This window comes from Paraburkholderia sp. GAS448 (genome assembly GCF_050435685.1).
GTDB lineage: Bacteria > Pseudomonadota > Gammaproteobacteria > Burkholderiales > Burkholderiaceae > Paraburkholderia.
Window position 1 is genome coordinate 18,446 of the sequence record NZ_JBNDKT010000010.1, and the last position, 15,922, is coordinate 34,367.

General features: G+C 63.5%; 14 protein-coding genes. 7 read left to right on the forward strand and 7 right to left on the reverse strand.

Annotation, left to right across the window (positions count from 1 at the left end; translation table 11 throughout):
* Positions 1 to 12 precede the first annotated feature (12 nt).
* The 6 genes from P3T23_RS19395 (at position 13) to guaD (ending at position 8,471) form a co-directional block, all read left to right on the forward strand.
* Entirely contained in the window at positions 13 to 519 is a 507-nt protein-coding gene (locus P3T23_RS19395; RefSeq protein ID WP_429317769.1) for a disulfide bond formation protein B, read from the forward strand.
* Between the two features lie 358 nt (positions 520 to 877).
* Positions 878 to 2,428 (forward strand): xanthine dehydrogenase small subunit, encoded by a 1,551-nt coding sequence (gene xdhA / locus P3T23_RS19400; RefSeq protein ID WP_429317770.1) that lies wholly within the window; start codon positions 878 to 880, stop codon positions 2,426 to 2,428.
* Positions 2,425 to 4,848, forward strand: coding sequence for a xanthine dehydrogenase molybdopterin binding subunit (gene xdhB / locus P3T23_RS19405; protein ID WP_429317771.1), 2,424 nt, complete (start codon positions 2,425 to 2,427; stop codon positions 4,846 to 4,848). Before xdhA ends, xdhB begins: the two co-directional genes overlap by 4 nt.
* A gap of 91 nt (positions 4,849 to 4,939) precedes the next feature.
* Entirely contained in the window at positions 4,940 to 5,947 is a 1,008-nt protein-coding gene (xdhC, locus tag P3T23_RS19410; protein ID WP_429317772.1) for a xanthine dehydrogenase accessory protein XdhC, read from the forward strand.
* Between the two features lie 69 nt (positions 5,948 to 6,016).
* Positions 6,017 to 7,066 carry an adenosine deaminase gene (locus tag P3T23_RS19415; protein WP_429317773.1) on the forward strand — a complete coding sequence of 350 codons (1,050 nt, stop codon included), beginning with the start codon at positions 6,017 to 6,019 and terminating at the stop codon, positions 7,064 to 7,066.
* A gap of 73 nt (positions 7,067 to 7,139) precedes the next feature.
* Positions 7,140 to 8,471 carry a guanine deaminase gene (gene guaD, locus P3T23_RS19420; protein WP_429317774.1) on the forward strand — a complete coding sequence of 444 codons (1,332 nt, stop codon included), beginning with the start codon at positions 7,140 to 7,142 and terminating at the stop codon, positions 8,469 to 8,471.
* 889 nt (positions 8,472 to 9,360) lie between these two features.
* On the opposite strand, the gene P3T23_RS19425 is transcribed toward guaD, so the two are convergent.
* Entirely contained in the window at positions 9,361 to 10,608 is a 1,248-nt protein-coding gene (locus tag P3T23_RS19425; RefSeq protein ID WP_429317775.1) for an NAD(P)/FAD-dependent oxidoreductase, read from the reverse strand.
* Positions 10,609 to 10,738: 130 nt separating this feature from the next.
* Here P3T23_RS19425 and P3T23_RS19430 point away from each other — a divergent pair, with 130 nt between their 5' ends.
* Complete coding sequence (locus P3T23_RS19430; protein WP_429317776.1) at positions 10,739 to 11,464, forward strand: class I SAM-dependent methyltransferase; 726 nt, start codon at positions 10,739 to 10,741, stop codon at positions 11,462 to 11,464.
* A gap of 104 nt (positions 11,465 to 11,568) precedes the next feature.
* Here the strand turns inward: P3T23_RS19430 and P3T23_RS19435 are convergent, their stop codons facing one another.
* From P3T23_RS19435 to P3T23_RS19460, 6 genes are read right to left on the reverse strand one after another with little or no spacing between them, the layout of a single operon-like run.
* Complete coding sequence (locus P3T23_RS19435) at positions 11,569 to 12,003, reverse strand: excinuclease ABC subunit A (protein WP_429317777.1); 435 nt, start codon at positions 12,001 to 12,003, stop codon at positions 11,569 to 11,571.
* Between the two features lie 18 nt (positions 12,004 to 12,021).
* Positions 12,022 to 12,195 (reverse strand): hypothetical protein, encoded by a 174-nt coding sequence (locus P3T23_RS19440; protein WP_429317778.1) that lies wholly within the window; start codon positions 12,193 to 12,195, stop codon positions 12,022 to 12,024.
* A gap of 40 nt (positions 12,196 to 12,235) precedes the next feature.
* Positions 12,236 to 13,477 (reverse strand): beta-ketoacyl-[acyl-carrier-protein] synthase family protein, encoded by a 1,242-nt coding sequence (locus tag P3T23_RS19445; protein ID WP_429317779.1) that lies wholly within the window; start codon positions 13,475 to 13,477, stop codon positions 12,236 to 12,238.
* Entirely contained in the window at positions 13,474 to 14,700 is a 1,227-nt protein-coding gene (locus P3T23_RS19450; RefSeq protein WP_429317780.1) for a beta-ketoacyl-ACP synthase, read from the reverse strand. The genes P3T23_RS19445 and P3T23_RS19450 overlap by 4 nt, the downstream gene beginning before the upstream one ends.
* A complete protein-coding gene (locus tag P3T23_RS19455; protein WP_429317781.1) occupies positions 14,700 to 15,425 on the reverse strand; it encodes a 3-ketoacyl-ACP reductase FabG2 in 726 nt (241 codons plus the stop codon). The genes P3T23_RS19450 and P3T23_RS19455 overlap by 1 nt, the downstream gene beginning before the upstream one ends.
* Positions 15,422 to 15,922: a hotdog family protein gene (locus P3T23_RS19460; protein WP_429317782.1), complete on the reverse strand. Its 501-nt coding sequence runs from the start codon at positions 15,920 to 15,922 to the stop codon at positions 15,422 to 15,424. The genes P3T23_RS19455 and P3T23_RS19460 overlap by 4 nt, the downstream gene beginning before the upstream one ends.

Genomic DNA, 15,922 nt, shown 5'->3' on the forward strand with positions numbered 1-15,922 from the left:
CTAACCCATCTGATGAGAAACCACGACCCTGTGCTGCGTCGTGAGCGCACGCTGCTGGTCCTGCTTGGCCTGATCTGCGTGGCGCTGGTCGCCGGCGCGTTGTATCTGCAATACGTCGAGCACCAGGATCCCTGTCCGCTGTGCATCATCCAGCGTTATTTCTTTCTGCTGATCGCCATCTTCGCGTTCCTCGGCGCGCGCTTCCATAGCTGGCGCGGTGTGCGCCTGCTGGAATTTCTCGCTGCCCTGTCGGCACTCGGCGGCATCGTCACCGCCGCGCGCCATGTCTTTGTGCAAGCCCATCCGGGCTTCAGCTGCGGCTTCGACGCATTGCAGCCCGTCGTCGACAGCCTGCCTCCCGCGCACTGGCTGCCTGGAGTGTTCAAGGTGGCGGGCCTGTGCGAAACGCCCTACCCGCCGATCTTCGGCATCTCGCTGCCCGGCTGGTCGCTGATCGCGTTCGTGGTCGCCTTCGTGCCGCTCGCGCTGAGCCTGCTGCGCAACCGCCGACGCGGATAAGCGCAACGACATCGCGCAGGTACGCCCAGCTCAAGGCCGCCTGCGCGTAAACACCTGGCCGTACGAGGCCGCCGCGATTCCCGCCTCTGCGTCCCGTACGGGGTCCAGCCACACAGGCTGTGTGGCCCGCCCCGCCTCACTCCCGCGCCATTTCCCCGGCGCGCAACTTCCGCGCCGCGCGCGAATCGTACGATTGTCATGATTGCGTGCTGATAACCCGCATCATTGCCGGGAAATACTTTCCGGAGCCCGTCAGTGCTATCTTCAGTCATGGATGGCGATCTACGTGCGCGAGGCCGGCTACGGCGCGACCCCAAGCGTAACGCGCGCCCGGTCCGCAATGTCTTCTGGATTGGCCATGACAACGCAAACCATCCGTTTCTATTATCGTGGGTCCGTCCGTGAAATACGCGACGTGCCTGCGTCGCGCACGGTGCTCCAGCATCTGCGCGAGGATCTCCATTGCACGGGCACCAAGGAAGGCTGCGCGGAAGGCGATTGCGGCGCATGCACGGTCGTGGTCGGCGAATGCGACGCGCACGGCGCGCTCCAGCTGAAAGCGGTCAACGCGTGCATCCAGTTCCTGCCGACGCTCGACGGCCGCGCGCTCTTCACCGTCGAAGACCTGCGCGATGCGGACGGCGCGCTGCATCCGGTCCAGCAGGCGATGGTCGACTGCCACGGTTCGCAATGCGGCTTCTGTACGCCCGGTTTCGTCATGTCGATGTGGGCGCTCTACGAGAACCAGCCCGCCGCGGCCGGTCTGCCGACACGCGATGAAATCAACACCGCCCTGTCCGGCAACCTGTGCCGCTGCACCGGCTACCGGCCGATCGTCGAAGCCGCGCAGAAGATGTTCGACTACCAGCAATATCCGCGCGTGCCGTTCGACCGGGCGAAGATCGCCGAAACGCTGCAGGCCATCCAGCGTCATGACACGTTCGAGTACACCTCGCCCGATGCACGCGGCCCTGAATTCGACACATCGACGTTTTACGCGCCGCTCGACATCAACACTTTCGCCATGTTGCGCGCGCTGCATCCGCACGCGCGCATACTCGCGGGCAGCACCGACGTCGGCCTGTGGGTGACGAAGCAGTTTCGCGATCTCGGCGACATCCTGTATACCGGCAACGTCGCCGAACTGAAGACCATCGAACGCGATGCGCAGACGCTGACGATCGGCGCGGCGGCATCGCTTGAAGATGCCTACGCGGCACTCGCCGTCGACTACCCCGAACTCGCCGAAATGTGGACGCGCTTCGCTTCGCTGCCGATCCGCAACGCAGGCACACTCGGCGGCAACGTCGCGAACGGGTCGCCGATCGGCGACTCGATGCCAGCGTTGATCGCGCTCGGCGCCGAGGTCGTGCTGCGGCAGGCAGACAGAACACGCACGCTGCCGCTCGACGCGTTCTACCTGGGATATCAGAAAAGCGCGCTGCACGTGGGCGAGTTCGTCGCGGCCATCCGCGTGCCGCGCCCCGCGCGCGATCTGCGCTTTCGCACCTACAAGGTTTCGAAGCGGTACGATCAGGACATCTCGGCCGTATGCGCGGCGTTCGCGCTGCGCATCGACGATAGCGGCGCGATCATCGATGCACGTATCGCATTCGGCGGCATGGCGGCGACTCCGCAACGGGCCGCACACGCCGAAGCGGCCCTCAACGGCGCGCTCTGGGATGATGCAACCGCGCGCCACGCAATGGATGCACTCGCCACCGACTATCAGCCGCTGACCGACATGCGGGCATCGAGCGCATACCGGTTGAAGGTCGCGCGCAATCTGCTGTGGCGCTTCCATCTGGAAACGCGCGACACCGCGCCGCTCGCTCTGTGCGACGTGAATGCCTTCGCGTTTGAAGCAAACGAAGCGCAGGCCGCAACTGCACAGGAGCCGTCGCCATGAACAGGCAGACCGATGCATTCATCGTCGAGGCCAGCGGTCGCAACACAACGGCCGCGGCCGCGATCGGCGCGGCGTTGCCGCACGAATCGGCGGCGCTGCATGTGAGTGGCGAAGCCACCTACACCGACGATATCCCCGAACTCCAGGACACACTGCACGCCGCGCTCGGTCTTTCGCGCCATGCGCATGCGCGCATCGTCTCGCTCGATCTCGACGAAGTGCGCAATGCGCCTGGCGTGATCGCGGTCCTGACCGCCGCCGACATCCCCGGCGAAAACAATTGCGGTCCCGTGCTGCACGACGATCCGATCCTCGCCGCCGACGAAGTGTTGTATCTCGGCCAACCGGTGTTCGCCGTGATCGCACAGAGCCATGAACTAGCGCGCCGCGCCGCATCGCTCGCAAGGAGCGACGATGTGATCCGCTATGAGCCACTCGAAGTCGTGCTTACGCCGGCCGAAGCCAAAGCGAAAAAACAGTTCGTGCTGCCGCCACTGCATCTGACGCGCGGCGCGCCACTCGAGAAGATCGCGTCGGCGCCGCACCGGATCAAGGACACGTTCGAGGTCGGCGGCCAGGAGCAGTTCTATCTCGAAGGACAGGTCGCGTACGCGCTGCCGAAAGAGATGGACGGCATGCTCGTCTACAGTTCGACGCAACATCCCAGCGAAATGCAGCACGTCGTCGCGCACATGCTCGGCTGGCCGACGCACAACGTGATCTGCGAATGTCGGCGTATGGGCGGGGGTTTCGGCGGCAAGGAATCACAGTCGGCGCTGTTCGCCTGCGTCGCGGCGCTCGCGGCGCACAAGCTGCGGCGTCCGGTGAAACTGCGCGCCGACCGCGACGACGACTTCATGATCACCGGCAAGCGCCATGACGCCTTCTACGAATACGAAGCCGGGTTCGACGACACCGGCCGGATTCTCGGCGCACGCGTCGAAATCGCGCTGCGGGCCGGCTATTCGGCGGACCTGTCGGGTGCCGTGGCGACACGCGCCGTCTGTCACTTCGACAATGCGTATTACCTGTCCGACGTCGACATCGTCGCGCTGTGCTGCAAGACGAATACGCAGTCGAACACCGCCTTTCGCGGCTTCGGCGGCCCGCAGGGCGCGCTCGTGATGGAGGTGATGCTCGACAGCATCGCGCGGCAGCTGAAATGCGATCCACTCGACGTGCGACTCGCCAACTTCTACGGTATCGGCGAGCGCGACGTGACACCGTATGGACAACGCGTCGAGGACAACATCATCGCGCCGCTCACCGACGAACTCCTCGCAACCAGCGACTATCGCGCGCGGCGTGCCGCCCTTGCCGCATTCAACGCGGCGAGCCCGGTGCTCAAGCGCGGGATAGCCTTGACGCCTGTGAAGTTCGGCATCTCGTTCAACGTGCCGTTCCTGAATCAGGCGGGCGCGCTCGTGCACATCTACAAGGATGGTTCGATCCTCGTCAATCACGGCGGCACCGAGATGGGCCAGGGGCTCAACACGAAGGTCGCCCAGGTCGTCGCCGGCGAATTCGGCGTGGCGCTGTCGCGCGTGCGTGTAACCGCAACCGATACGTCGAAAGTCGCGAACACATCGGCGACGGCGGCGTCGACAGGCAGCGACCTGAACGGCAAGGCCGCCGAAGCGGCCGCACGCACGATACGCGAGCGGCTCGCGGCACTCGCTGCCAAAGTACTCGGCGGCGCGGCCGAAGACGTGCAGTTCGCTGACGGCATGGTGAGCGTCAACGGCGCGGCCATGCCGTTTGAACAGCTGACGGGCGCCGCGTATCTGGCCCGCGTGCAACTGTGGTCCGACGGCTTCTATACGACGCCCAAAGTCCACTGGGACGCCAAGACGCTGACCGGTCATCCGTTCTACTATTTCGCCTATGGCGCTGCGGTGTCCGAGGTCGTGATCGATACCCTGACCGGCGAATGGAAGCTCGTGCGCGCCGACGTCCTGCACGATGTCGGGCAGTCGATCAATCCGGCCATCGATATCGGCCAGGTGGAAGGCGGATACATCCAGGGCATGGGCTGGCTCACCACCGAAGAACTCTGGTGGAACCGCGATGGCCGTCTGATGACGCATGCGCCATCGACGTACAAGATTCCCGCTATCAGCGACACACCGGCCGCGTTCCACGTCCAGTTGTATCGCAACGAAAACGCCGAGCCAACCGTGTTCCGTTCGAAGGCGGTCGGCGAGCCGCCGTTGCTGTTGCCGTTCTCGGTGTTTCTGGCGCTGCGCGATGCGATCGCGGCCGCCGTGCCCGATGCGCCGGGCGCACCGTCATTGCGCGCGCCGGCGACACCCGAAGCGATTCTGGACGCGCTCGAGTCACTGCAGGCTGCGACGGATGCAAAGGCGGCTGCGGGACCCGCTCCCGCGCCCGCAACCGCCGATACGACTGCCTGGATTTAACAGGCGGCCCGCGCGCACATGAAGCGCGCGGGCCGCCACGATCAACCGGCCGCACGGCGATCCCGTGAGGCCCTGTATGGAGAAACGCCGGATGCAAGCCTGGCTACCCGATCTGCAACAACTGCTTGTTCACGGCGACGCCGCCGTGCTCGTGACGGTCGCGCGCGTCGAAGGCTCCGCGCCCCGCGAGGCCGGCACCAAGATGATCGTGACGCGCGACTCGGCGCGGCATACGATCGGCGGCGGACATCTCGAATGGAAAGCCATCGAAAGCGCGCGCCAGGTGCTGAAGGACGGCATGCGCACGCCGCATATGCGGCGTCTCGAACGGTTCGCGCTGGGCCCAAGCCTTGGACAGTGCTGCGGTGGTGCAGTCGTGCTCGCGTTCGAGCGGCTCGATATCGGCGATCTCGGTTGGGTGAGCTCGCTGGCGAAGCGCAATGCCGCCGGTCTTTCGACGGTCCGTAGCGTATCATTCGGGCCCGCCCCGGATGCCGTGATGCTGTCCGACCCGGAGCCCGGCGTCGAAAGCGCTGACTGCCTGCTATGGGACGGCGCCGGTTTCGACGAAAGCAGCGCGCTCCTCACCGAGACGATCGCGCCACGCGACTTCGCCGTCGTGCTGTTCGGCGCAGGCCACGTCGGTGCCGCGCTCGTGCGGGTACTGGCCACCTTGCCGTGCCACGTACGCTGGGTCGACGAACGCGACGCGCAGTTTCCTCCGCCCGCCACGCTCGCTGCGCCGAACCTCACGATCGACGCCAACGACGCCCCTGACGAAGCCGTCGATCAGGCTGCGCCGAACACGTATTTCATCGTGATGACGCACGATCACCGGGTCGATCTCGCACTCGCGGAACGCATCCTGCGTCGCGGCGACTATGCGTTCTTCGGCATGATCGGCTCGCACACGAAGCGCAAGCAGTTCGAGCACCGGCTCGCCGCACGCGGCATCGATCCGTCGCAGATCGCGCGGATGAGGTGCCCGCTCGGCGTCGAGGGCATTGTCGACAAGTCGCCCGAGATCATCGCGATCTCGGCGGCCGCGCAACTGTTGCAGGCCGTCGAAGCCAACGCACATGCAGCGCAACCTGCATAGAGCGGAAACACATCCGGAGCGAGACCCGCTCCCTCAAACCAGAACACCAGAACCAGCGAAATACCAGCCATGACGACTACTTCCTCTCTCGCCAGCAAGGTGGCAGGCGCGCCGAAGGCAGAACTGCATATCCACATCGAAGGTTCGCTCGAACCCGAGCTGATCTTCAGGCTCGCGGAGCGCAACGGCGTGACGCTCGCGTACGACTCGATCGACGCGCTGCGGGCTGCCTACGCCTTCACCGATCTGCAATCGTTCCTCGACATCTACTACGCGGGCGCAAGCGTGCTCCTGACCGAGCAGGATTTCTACGACATGACGATGGCGTACGCCGAACGCGCGCTTGCCGATAACGTCGTGCATACCGAGATCTTCTTCGATCCGCAGACGCATACCGAGCGTGGCGTTTCGATCGCGACGGCGGTTGCCGGGATCGAACGCGCACTGGCGGACGCGGAAAAGCGTGGCCTGACGAGCAAGCTGATTCTGTGCTTCCTGCGCCACCTGTCGGAAGAAGATGCGCTCGCGACGTTCGACGCCGCGTTGCCGCTTTTCGATCAATACAGCCATCGCCTGATTGGTGTCGGTCTGGATTCGTCTGAGCGCGGCCACCCGCCGTCGAAGTTCGAACGTGTATTCGCCAGGGCGCGTGCGAAGGGGCTGAAGCTCGTCGCCCATGCCGGCGAGGAAGGACCGCCGTCGTACATCTACGAAGCGCTCGATCTGCTGAAGGTCGACCGGGTCGATCACGGCGTACGCAGCATTGAAGATCCGGCACTTGTGACGCGGCTCGCCGATACGCGCGTCGCGCTGACCGTGTGCCCGCTGTCGAACCTCAAGCTATGCGTGTTCGACGATCTGACGAAGCACACGCTGAAGGACCTGCTCGACCACGGCGTGGCCGTCACGGTGAATTCGGACGACCCGGCGTATTTCGGCGGCTACATCAACGCGAACTATCTCGCAACCATCGACGCGCTGAAGCTGACCGACGCGGAGGTCTACACCATTTTGCGCAACAGCTTCGAGGCGTCGTTCGTGACGCAGGCGGAGCGCGATGCGCTCATCGCAAGACTCGACGCGCACTGGCATGCCGCCGGTGCTGCATTGCCTGCCTGACAGCAGGCATCGAAGGTGACGGAGAGGCCGGCCGGCCTCTCGATCCCAGGCTATTACGGAGACAGTGTTTCTCATGAATCAGACGGCTTACCGCGCACAACTGCTGACATTCCATGGCGATCCCGCGCAATCGTCCAACGCAGCGGTCTTCAACGAAGACGGCCTGCTGATCGTCGAGGACGGACACGTTGTCGCGAGCGGTGCGTATGCGGCCCTGTCGAACCAGCTCGCGCCGGACACGCAGGTCACAGAGATGCGCGGCAAGCTGATCGTGCCGGGCTTTATCGACACGCACATCCACTATCCGCAAACGGACATGATTGCGTCGCCGGCGCCTGGACTTCTGCCGTGGCTGAACACCTATACGTTCCCCACGGAGCGCCGCTTCGAGGACATGGCCTATGCGCGGGACACGGCGATGTTCTTCGTCGACGAGCTGCTCGCGTGCGGCACGACGACCGCGCTGGTCTACAGCACGGTGCACAAACAGTCGGCGGATGCGCTGTTTGCCGAAAGCGAACTGCGCAATCTGCGGATGGTGGCGGGCAAGGTGTTGATGGACCGGAACTGTCCTGAGTTCCTGCGCGACACCGCGCAGTCGGGATACGACGACAGCAGGGAGCTGATTGACCGCTGGCACAACCGCGGCCGGCAGATGTACGCGTTGACGCCACGCTTTGCGCCCACTTCGACCGAAGCGCAGCTGGAAGCGTGCGGGGTCCTCGCGCGCGAGCATCAGGATGTGTTTATCCAGAGCCACGTCGCCGAGAACACCGACGAAGTGAAATGGGTCGCGGATCTGTTCCCAGGGCATCGCAGTTATCTCGACATTTACGATCACTACGGCTTGCTGCGTCGTCGCGCGGTGTATGGGCACTGTATCTATCTCGACGACGAGGACCGCAGGCGGATGGCGCAGACTGGCGCGGTTGCGTCGCATTGCCCGACGTCGAACCTGTTTCTTGGCAGCGGGCTGTTCGATTTCGACAAGGCCGGTGAAGCGGGAATGCCGGTTGCGCTGGCTACCGACGTCGGTGGCGGCACGTCGTTCTCAATGCTGCAGACGATGAACGAAGCGCATAAGGTCGCCCGGCTCAATGGTCATCACCTGACGGCGACGCGCATGTTCTGGCTTGCGACCGCCGGCGCGGCGGAGGCGCTTGATCTTGCCGACAAGGTTGGCACGCTTCGCGCCGGCGCGGAGGCGGATTTTGTTGTGCTCGATCCGGCGGCGACGCCTTTGCTTGCAAGGCGTAATGCGCGGTGTGAGTCGCTCGAGGAGTTGTTGTTTTCGTTTGCGTTGCTTGGGGATGATCGGGCTGTGTTTGAGACTTATGCCGCTGGCAAGCGGGTGCATCAGAGGGATGTTGTCAAGGAGCAGGTTGTTTGTATTGCTGCTGTCTGAGTTTTTTTCTTCTGTTTGATTATGTTGTTGCGGTTTCTTGTTTTGCTTCTGGTTTATTAGCGTTGCCCCTGTGCGGGGCGGCACCTACTTTTCTTTGTCTTGCCAAAGAAAAGTAGGCAAAAGAAAGGCGCCGAAAGCTCATCTTCTCTCGATGTGTCGCTGACGGGGAATGGCACCTCATGAGGTGTCGCTCTCGCAAGGGACGCGACATTAGTCCGACGCCAGACCGTCCCTCGCGCAGTACCGCTTGTGACAAAGGGCTCATTCATCCCACTCCGCACTGCGTGCGTCGCGGACAGGTTTCGCGATGTTACGGTACTCACGCGCTTACACTCTCGAAGCACCGCCGCACGCCTTTGCGCGTGAACTAGTCGTCGTTCCGCGCACGCGTTAATCCAAACTACTCAGCGTCGATGAACCGGCGGGGCGCATAGAACTCGGTTGTGCTATCCGAGAAATTGCGAAGCCGGAGGCCACACCAAGCCACGGCCAGGGATATAGCCAGAGTCAGAGTCAGAGTCAGAGTCAAAGCCTGAGCCAGAACCGAAACCAGCGCAAAAACCAAAGCTGCAATGCGATATGCAAAAGGCGCGGTGCCGCACGGCGACGCACGCAGTGCGGAGTCGGATGAATGAGCCCTTTGTCACTGGCGCTGCGGTGCGAGGGACGGTCTGGCGTCGGACCAAAGTCGTTTCCTTGCGAGGGCGACACTTCATGGGTTACCGTTCCCCGTCAGCGACACATCGAGACAAGACGCGTTTTCGGCGCCTTTCTTTTGCCTACTTTTCTTTGGCAAGACAAAGAAAAGTAGGTGCCGCCCCGCACAGGGGCGACGCTAATAAACCAGAAGCCAATCAAGGAAAGGCAACAACAAAAGCAAACCCAACCATCACCCTTGCACACAAACCTGATACAAGGCATTCAACCGCCGCTGAGGATCAGCAACATAAGGATTACTCTCGTCCCATGCATACCCAGCAAGCACGGCGCTGATCATGCGCCGAATAGAAGCCGTCTGCTCGGGATAAAAAATGATCTCCTGCAACTCGCCGGTGTACCACCGCTCGACAAAAGCCCGAAACGTATCGATCCCTTTACGCAGCGGCAAATCATAATCAACCTGCCAGTCAACAGAACCACCCGCAAACTGCCGCAACAAAGTCTGCACGGCAAGATGCGCAGACCGCATCGCAATAGTCACACCAGAAGAAAAAACAGGATCAAGAAACTCGCCGGCATTGCCAAGCAGCGCATACCCAGGCCCATGCAGCCGCGCCACATTGGCCGCATAACCACCGATATGCCGCACAGGCATCAAGAACGGCGCAGTGCCGATCAAAGCCCCCAGCGTAGGCTCCTCCAGGATCAACGCCCGCAACCGCGCGTCGCGCTCTTCATCGGGGCAATCAAGAAAGCTCGCCTCAGCCACACACCCCACCGAAGATCGCCCTCCTGCCAGCGGAATCATCCAGTACCAGACGTCCCGCCGCTCAGGATGAACGGCAACCACGATCTTGTTCCGGTCGATCGCGCCAAAGGGAATCCCATCGCACACGTGCGTAAAAATCGCAGCCCGTGTGGGCATCCGCGTCGGCGCTTCGAGATTCAGCAGCCGTGGCAGCACGCGCCCAAATCCGCTCGCGTCCAGCACGAACTGCGCACGCACCTGATAGACGTGGCCCGCCTCATCTTCGACATCGAGCACCGGCGCATCGCCCGTCTGCATCGCACGCACTGAGTGGCCAAAACGCACATCGGCGCCCTGCTGCGCGGCACACCGAATCAGCAGGTCATCGAAGGTCGCGCGGTCTACCTGATAGGTCGTGCCCCACCCGGCCGAATGCTTGTCGCGGAAATCGAATGCGCATGAACGCTCCTTGTGGATAAAGTGCGCTCCATTCTTGTACTGAAAGCCCGCTTCAACCACCGCCTGCAACATGCCCGCCTCTTCGAGGTAAGCCATGCTTTGCGGCAGCAAGCTCTCGCCAATGGAGAAACGCGGAAAATGCTGGCGCTCGAGCACCAGCACCGAACGCCCCGCTTTCCGGAGTAACGCCGCCGCAACAGCACCCGACGGTCCCGCGCCAATGATGGCCACATCGACGTCGTTGCCTGATGAACCTGAAATCGTATTCAACACACCCTCTTCTGGTTGCCTTCACTGGACAGCTTCCTGCGCTCCATCTCTTCGCCCACGACATATCCGCTTGCCATTACAATGGCGCGCGGATCAACAATCAACAACACTATCCCGGCGAGGAGATCACATGTCGCCATCCGAAACATCCCACGTGCCTTTCGTGCCGGAAACGGCCTTCGGCATCTGGTTTCTGCGTACCCGTACCTGGGAACATCACGTCCTGCGCGTCGCAATCAACGACCTCAAACGACTGATCGACGCACCACTACCCGTCGCACCCGTCATCGTGGACGTCGGCTGCGGTCAGGGTATCTCGTTTCGCCTGCTGGCCGAAGCATTCAAGCCCGAGCGCATCGTCGGCATCGACTTTCACAGGCCGTCGCTGGCGCTTGCAGCACATGCGGGCCGCGCCTGCCCACCACAAACCACCATCGAAGTCATGCATGGCGACTGCGCGCAGTTGCCGCTCGCCGACGCCAGCGCGGACATCGTGTTCTGTCACCAGACGTTCCATCACCTCGTCGAACAGGAACGCGCGCTCACGGAATTCCGCCGTGTGCTGAAGCCAGGCGGCGTGCTGCTGTTTGCCGAATCGACCGATGCGTACATCAAGTCGTGGGTCATCCGCCTGCTGTTCCGCCATCCGATGCATGTGCAGAAAAGCGCCGATGGTTACCTCGACATGATCCGTCATGCGGGCTTTACGTTCTCTTCGCGGAACATTTCCCTGCCTTATCTCTGGTGGAGCCGTGCGAAGGATTTCGGGCTCTTCGAGCGGCTCGGCCTGCATCGTCCGCAACCTGGCAAGCGTCGCGAAACGCTCGTCAATGTCGCCGCGATCCGATCGACCTGAGGCGGCCCGAAACGTCCCGGGTTACCTGACGCAACTCGCCAATAAGACCGTTGAGGCGGCAGCACCGACTCCCGGTGCGTCGCCCCCCAGGTCGCAGCAGGTCGTTACTTCTTCAGCGTAACCACATCGCCAATCAGCGCCACGCCGGCGATGACGGCACCGGCGCCGCACGTATACTGGGTTGCGCTCTCGCGCAGTTCGTTCCGGTAGTTGCTCTTGATGTTGATGACGGCATTGCCGCCTTCCTTGCGTGCGCGCTCCTGCAACTCGATGACGGCCGACAGAAACACGTGCTTGCAGGCCACTTCATCGCTCTTGCCGAACGCGTTGGTCTTCTTGTTCGTCGAGAATTCGCCCTGCGATTTCACGACAGCCGGATGACGCTGGCCGGCGAAATACAACGGGATATCGTCGCTTACCTTGCCCGGCTCACTCTGCAGCGCTTCATCGACCGGGTAGTCATGCACAGTGTCGCGCGCAAAGGCGTGCGAGGTAGCAAGTGTGGCGAACAGGGTCGCAAGCATCAGTTGGCGTTTCATGGTCTCTCCTCGTATTGATTATTTTGCTTCGAGCACGACGACATCGCCCTGCACGCGCAGCGCAGCCGCGCTGCCGCTCACGCCGCAGGACAGCACAGGTTGCAAGGACAACGTCTTGACCTCGGTGGTCGCCTGCGCGCTCTGTGCGAACACGGCGACAGCCAGCGCGCCGAGTGTGTAGCCAAGCTTCATTATTATTTCCCTCGTTGTGGTTACGGTCTTCTTCTGTACTTCAAACGCCCTTCCAGGCGCTAAACATCAGGCTGGCGCAACTGCCGCCAAACCCGAATGAAACCGACATCGCCGCTTCGATCGTCGCACCCCGCGACGCCCTCACGAGCGGCATATGCTCAATGCCCAGATCGGGATCGGCCGTCTCGATTCCCGTCGTGCCTGCGATGAACCCGTCGCGCATCATCAGCAACGCATAGATCGCTTCATGCGCGCCGCACGCGCCAAGCGGATGCCCAGTCATTCCCTTCGTCGACGAAAACGCCGGCAACTGCGCGCCGAAGACTGTCTGCAGCGCGAGCAATTCTTCTGCATCGCCGCGTGGCGTCGACGGCGCATGGGTGTTGATGTAGTCCGGCTGCTTGCCCGCTTCTTCGAGCGCGCCGCGTATCGCGCGCGCAATGCCCTCTGCGTGCGGTGTCACCATGCCGGCGCCGTCGGTGCAATGGCCGAAGCCGGTCAGTTCCCCGTATATGCGCGCGCCGCGCGCCAGCGCGTGCGCGAGCGATTCCAGCACCAGCACGCCAGCCCCCGAAGCGATCACGAAGCCGTCGCGCGCGACGTCGTAGGGCCGCGATGCGCGCGAGGGCGTGTCGTTGAAGCGCCGCGACAACGCGCCCATCGCATCGAACATCAGTGTCATGTTGTCGTGCAGCGATTCGCTGCCGCCGGCCAGCACGATGTCCTGGCGGCCGGTCTGGATCAGCTGCATCGCCTGCCCGATCGCCAGCGATGAAGTCGTGCACGCGGACGAAGGCGAATACGTCACGCCCTCCACCCCGAACACCTGGGCGACGTTCGCCGAGGCGGTGCTGCTCATCGCCTGCGGCACCGTATACGGCGGAGTTTTCTCGACGCCGCGTGCGTTGGCGATCGCCAACGCCGCATCATAGGCCGACATCGTGCCGACGCCCGAGCCGATCACCGCGCCTGCGCGCGGCGAGCGTAGAGCGGCCGGATCGAGCGCCGCGTCGTCGAGCGCCTTGCGGGCCGCATGCGCCGCGAAACGCGCGGTATCGCCCATGAAACGCTCGAGCTTTCGGTCGAAGGGCGTCTCGCCGGCCACCGATGCAACCCCCGCTACCTGGGTTTCGAAACCGCGCTCACGCCACGCATCGATCCGCGTGATGCCGCCGCGCCCCGCACGTAGCGCGGCCGACACGTCGTCGAGCGTATTGCCCAGGCACGACACGATGCCCATCCCGGTGACGACCACCCGCGACAGCCCCTTCAGCTCACTCACGGCGCGCGCCTGAAAATCAGCGATGTGTTGATTCCGCCGAACGCGAAGTTATTGCTCATCACGTGTTCCGCGTCGATCGCGCGGCCTTCGCCCATGATGTAGTCGAGGGCTGCGCAGGCGGGATCGACGTCGGTCAGGTTGAGCGTGGGGGCATACCAGTTGCGCTTCATCATCTCGATGGTCCACCACGCTTCGAGCGCGCCACACGCGCCGAGCGTGTGGCCGACGTAACTCTTCAGCGAACTGATCGGCATGCGTGCGCCGAAAGTCTGTGCGGTCGCCTGGCTTTCAGCGACATCGCCGCGATCGGTCGACGTGCCGTGTGCATTCACGTACGCGATCGCTTCCGGTGCGAGTTGCGCATCGCGCAAGGCGAGCTGCATCGCACCCGCCATCGTTGCAGCGGTCGGCTGTGTCATGTGCGCGCCATCCGAATTGCAGCCGAAACCGACGATCTCCGCGTGAATCTTCGCGCCACGCGCAAGCGCGTGGTCGTAGTCTTCCAGCACCAGCGTCGCCGCGCCCTCGCCCACCACGAGCCCGTCGCGTGCAACGTCGAACGGACGCGGCGTCAGATGCGGTTCGTCGTTGCGTGTGCTGGTCGCATAGAGGGTGTCGAACACGGCCACCGCCGGCCCCGACAGTTCCTCCGCGCCGCCCGCGAGCATCAGCGTCTGCCTGCCGGTCGCGATCGTCTCGTATGCATAGCCGATTGCCTGGCTGCCGGACGCGCACGCACACGAAGTCGGCACGATGCGGCCTTTCAGATCCCAGAAGAGACTGACGTTGACGGCGGCCGTGTGCGGCATCATCTGCACGTAGCTGTTCGACGTCACCTCACTCATCGAGCCGGTTTCGAGCATGCTTCCGAAGGCGCGGATCGGCTGCACGGATCCCGACGACGATCCATATGCGACGCCCATGCGGCCATCGCTGATGGAGGCATCGTCGAGCAGGCCCGCATCGGCCAGCGCGAACTCGCTCGCGCGCACCGCATACATCGAGACGGGTCCCATCGAGCGCGTCTTCTTGCGCGGATAGTGCGCAGGCAGCGTGAACTCCGGCAACGGACACGCAAGCCGCGTATGCAGGGACGTGAAGTAGTCCCATTCGGGCATGCGCCGCACGGCGTTGCGGCCGCTCTTCAGCCTGGCCTCGATGTCGCTCCAGTCGCTGCCGAACGCCGTGACGCCGCCCATGCCGGTGATGACGACGCGCTTCATCAGACCATCCCGCCGTTGACGCCGATCACCTGCCGCGTCACATACGACGCGGCATCCGACATCAGGAAACTCACCACCGACGCCACTTCGACCGGCTGGCCGACGCGGTTCATCGGCACGGTCTTAAGCGCGTGTTCGAGTGGCACTTCGTCGAGCATGCCGGTTTCGATCAACCCAGGCGCAACGCAGTTGACCGTGATGTTGCGCGTCGCAAGTTCGACGGCGAGCGCCTTGGTCGCGCCGATCAGGCCGGCTTTCGCCGCGCTGTAGTTGACCTGGCCACGGTTGCCCATCACGCCCGAAACGGACGCGATCGTGACGATCCGGCCGCCTTTGCGTGCGCGCACCATCGGCATCGTCAATGGATGGACGACGTTGTAGAACGAGTCGAGACCGGTTTCGATCACGACGTCCCAGTCTTCTTCGGTCAGCGCGGGAAAGGCGGCATCGCGTGTGACGCCCGCGCTGCAGACGATGCCGTAGTACGGCCCGTGCGCGGCGACATCCGCTTCGAGCACTTCACGGCACGTCGCGCGGTCGCGCACATCGAACTGCAGCACACGCGCCGTGCCGCCCTGGGCGGCGATGCCGGCGGTGATGGCCTGCGCTTCGCTGCGGCCCGTGCGGCAATGGACGGAGACGATGAAGCCATCGGCAGCCAGTTGATAGGCAATCGCGCGGCCAATGCCGCGGCTTGCACCGGTTACGAGAACACGCCGGCTCATGAGCTGAAGCTCCCCTCGATGAATGTCTGAAAATCGGTCGGCTGGAAGACCTTGATGACGGCCTCGGCGCAACGCATGCCGTCGTGGTCGATCGCGCATTCGTATGCGCTGTGGCCTTCTTCGCCGCGCAGCAGTTCCGTCGCTTCGACGACGAGGCGCGCGCCGGCGGGAAATGCCGGCAGCAGCGCCGTATAGCTGCGCGTGCCGAGCAGCACACCGGGCCGGGCCCTGCCGCCTGCACGCATCGCGAGCAGGCTGATGTGCGCGGCGATCGTCTGCGCCATCAGTTCGATGCCGATCCAGGCGGGCATCGCGCCGTCGGCATCGGCGTACCACGCGTCGCTGTGCACAATTGCTTCAGCGGTAAGCCTTTCGTCCGCGCACGTCAGCACGGCATCGATCAGCAGCATCGTGCCGCGATGCGGCAGGATTGCGTCGATCGGCGGAAAGGCCGTGCCGGTCGCCCCGGTGACGCGGTTGTCGGTTACTTCTGTCAT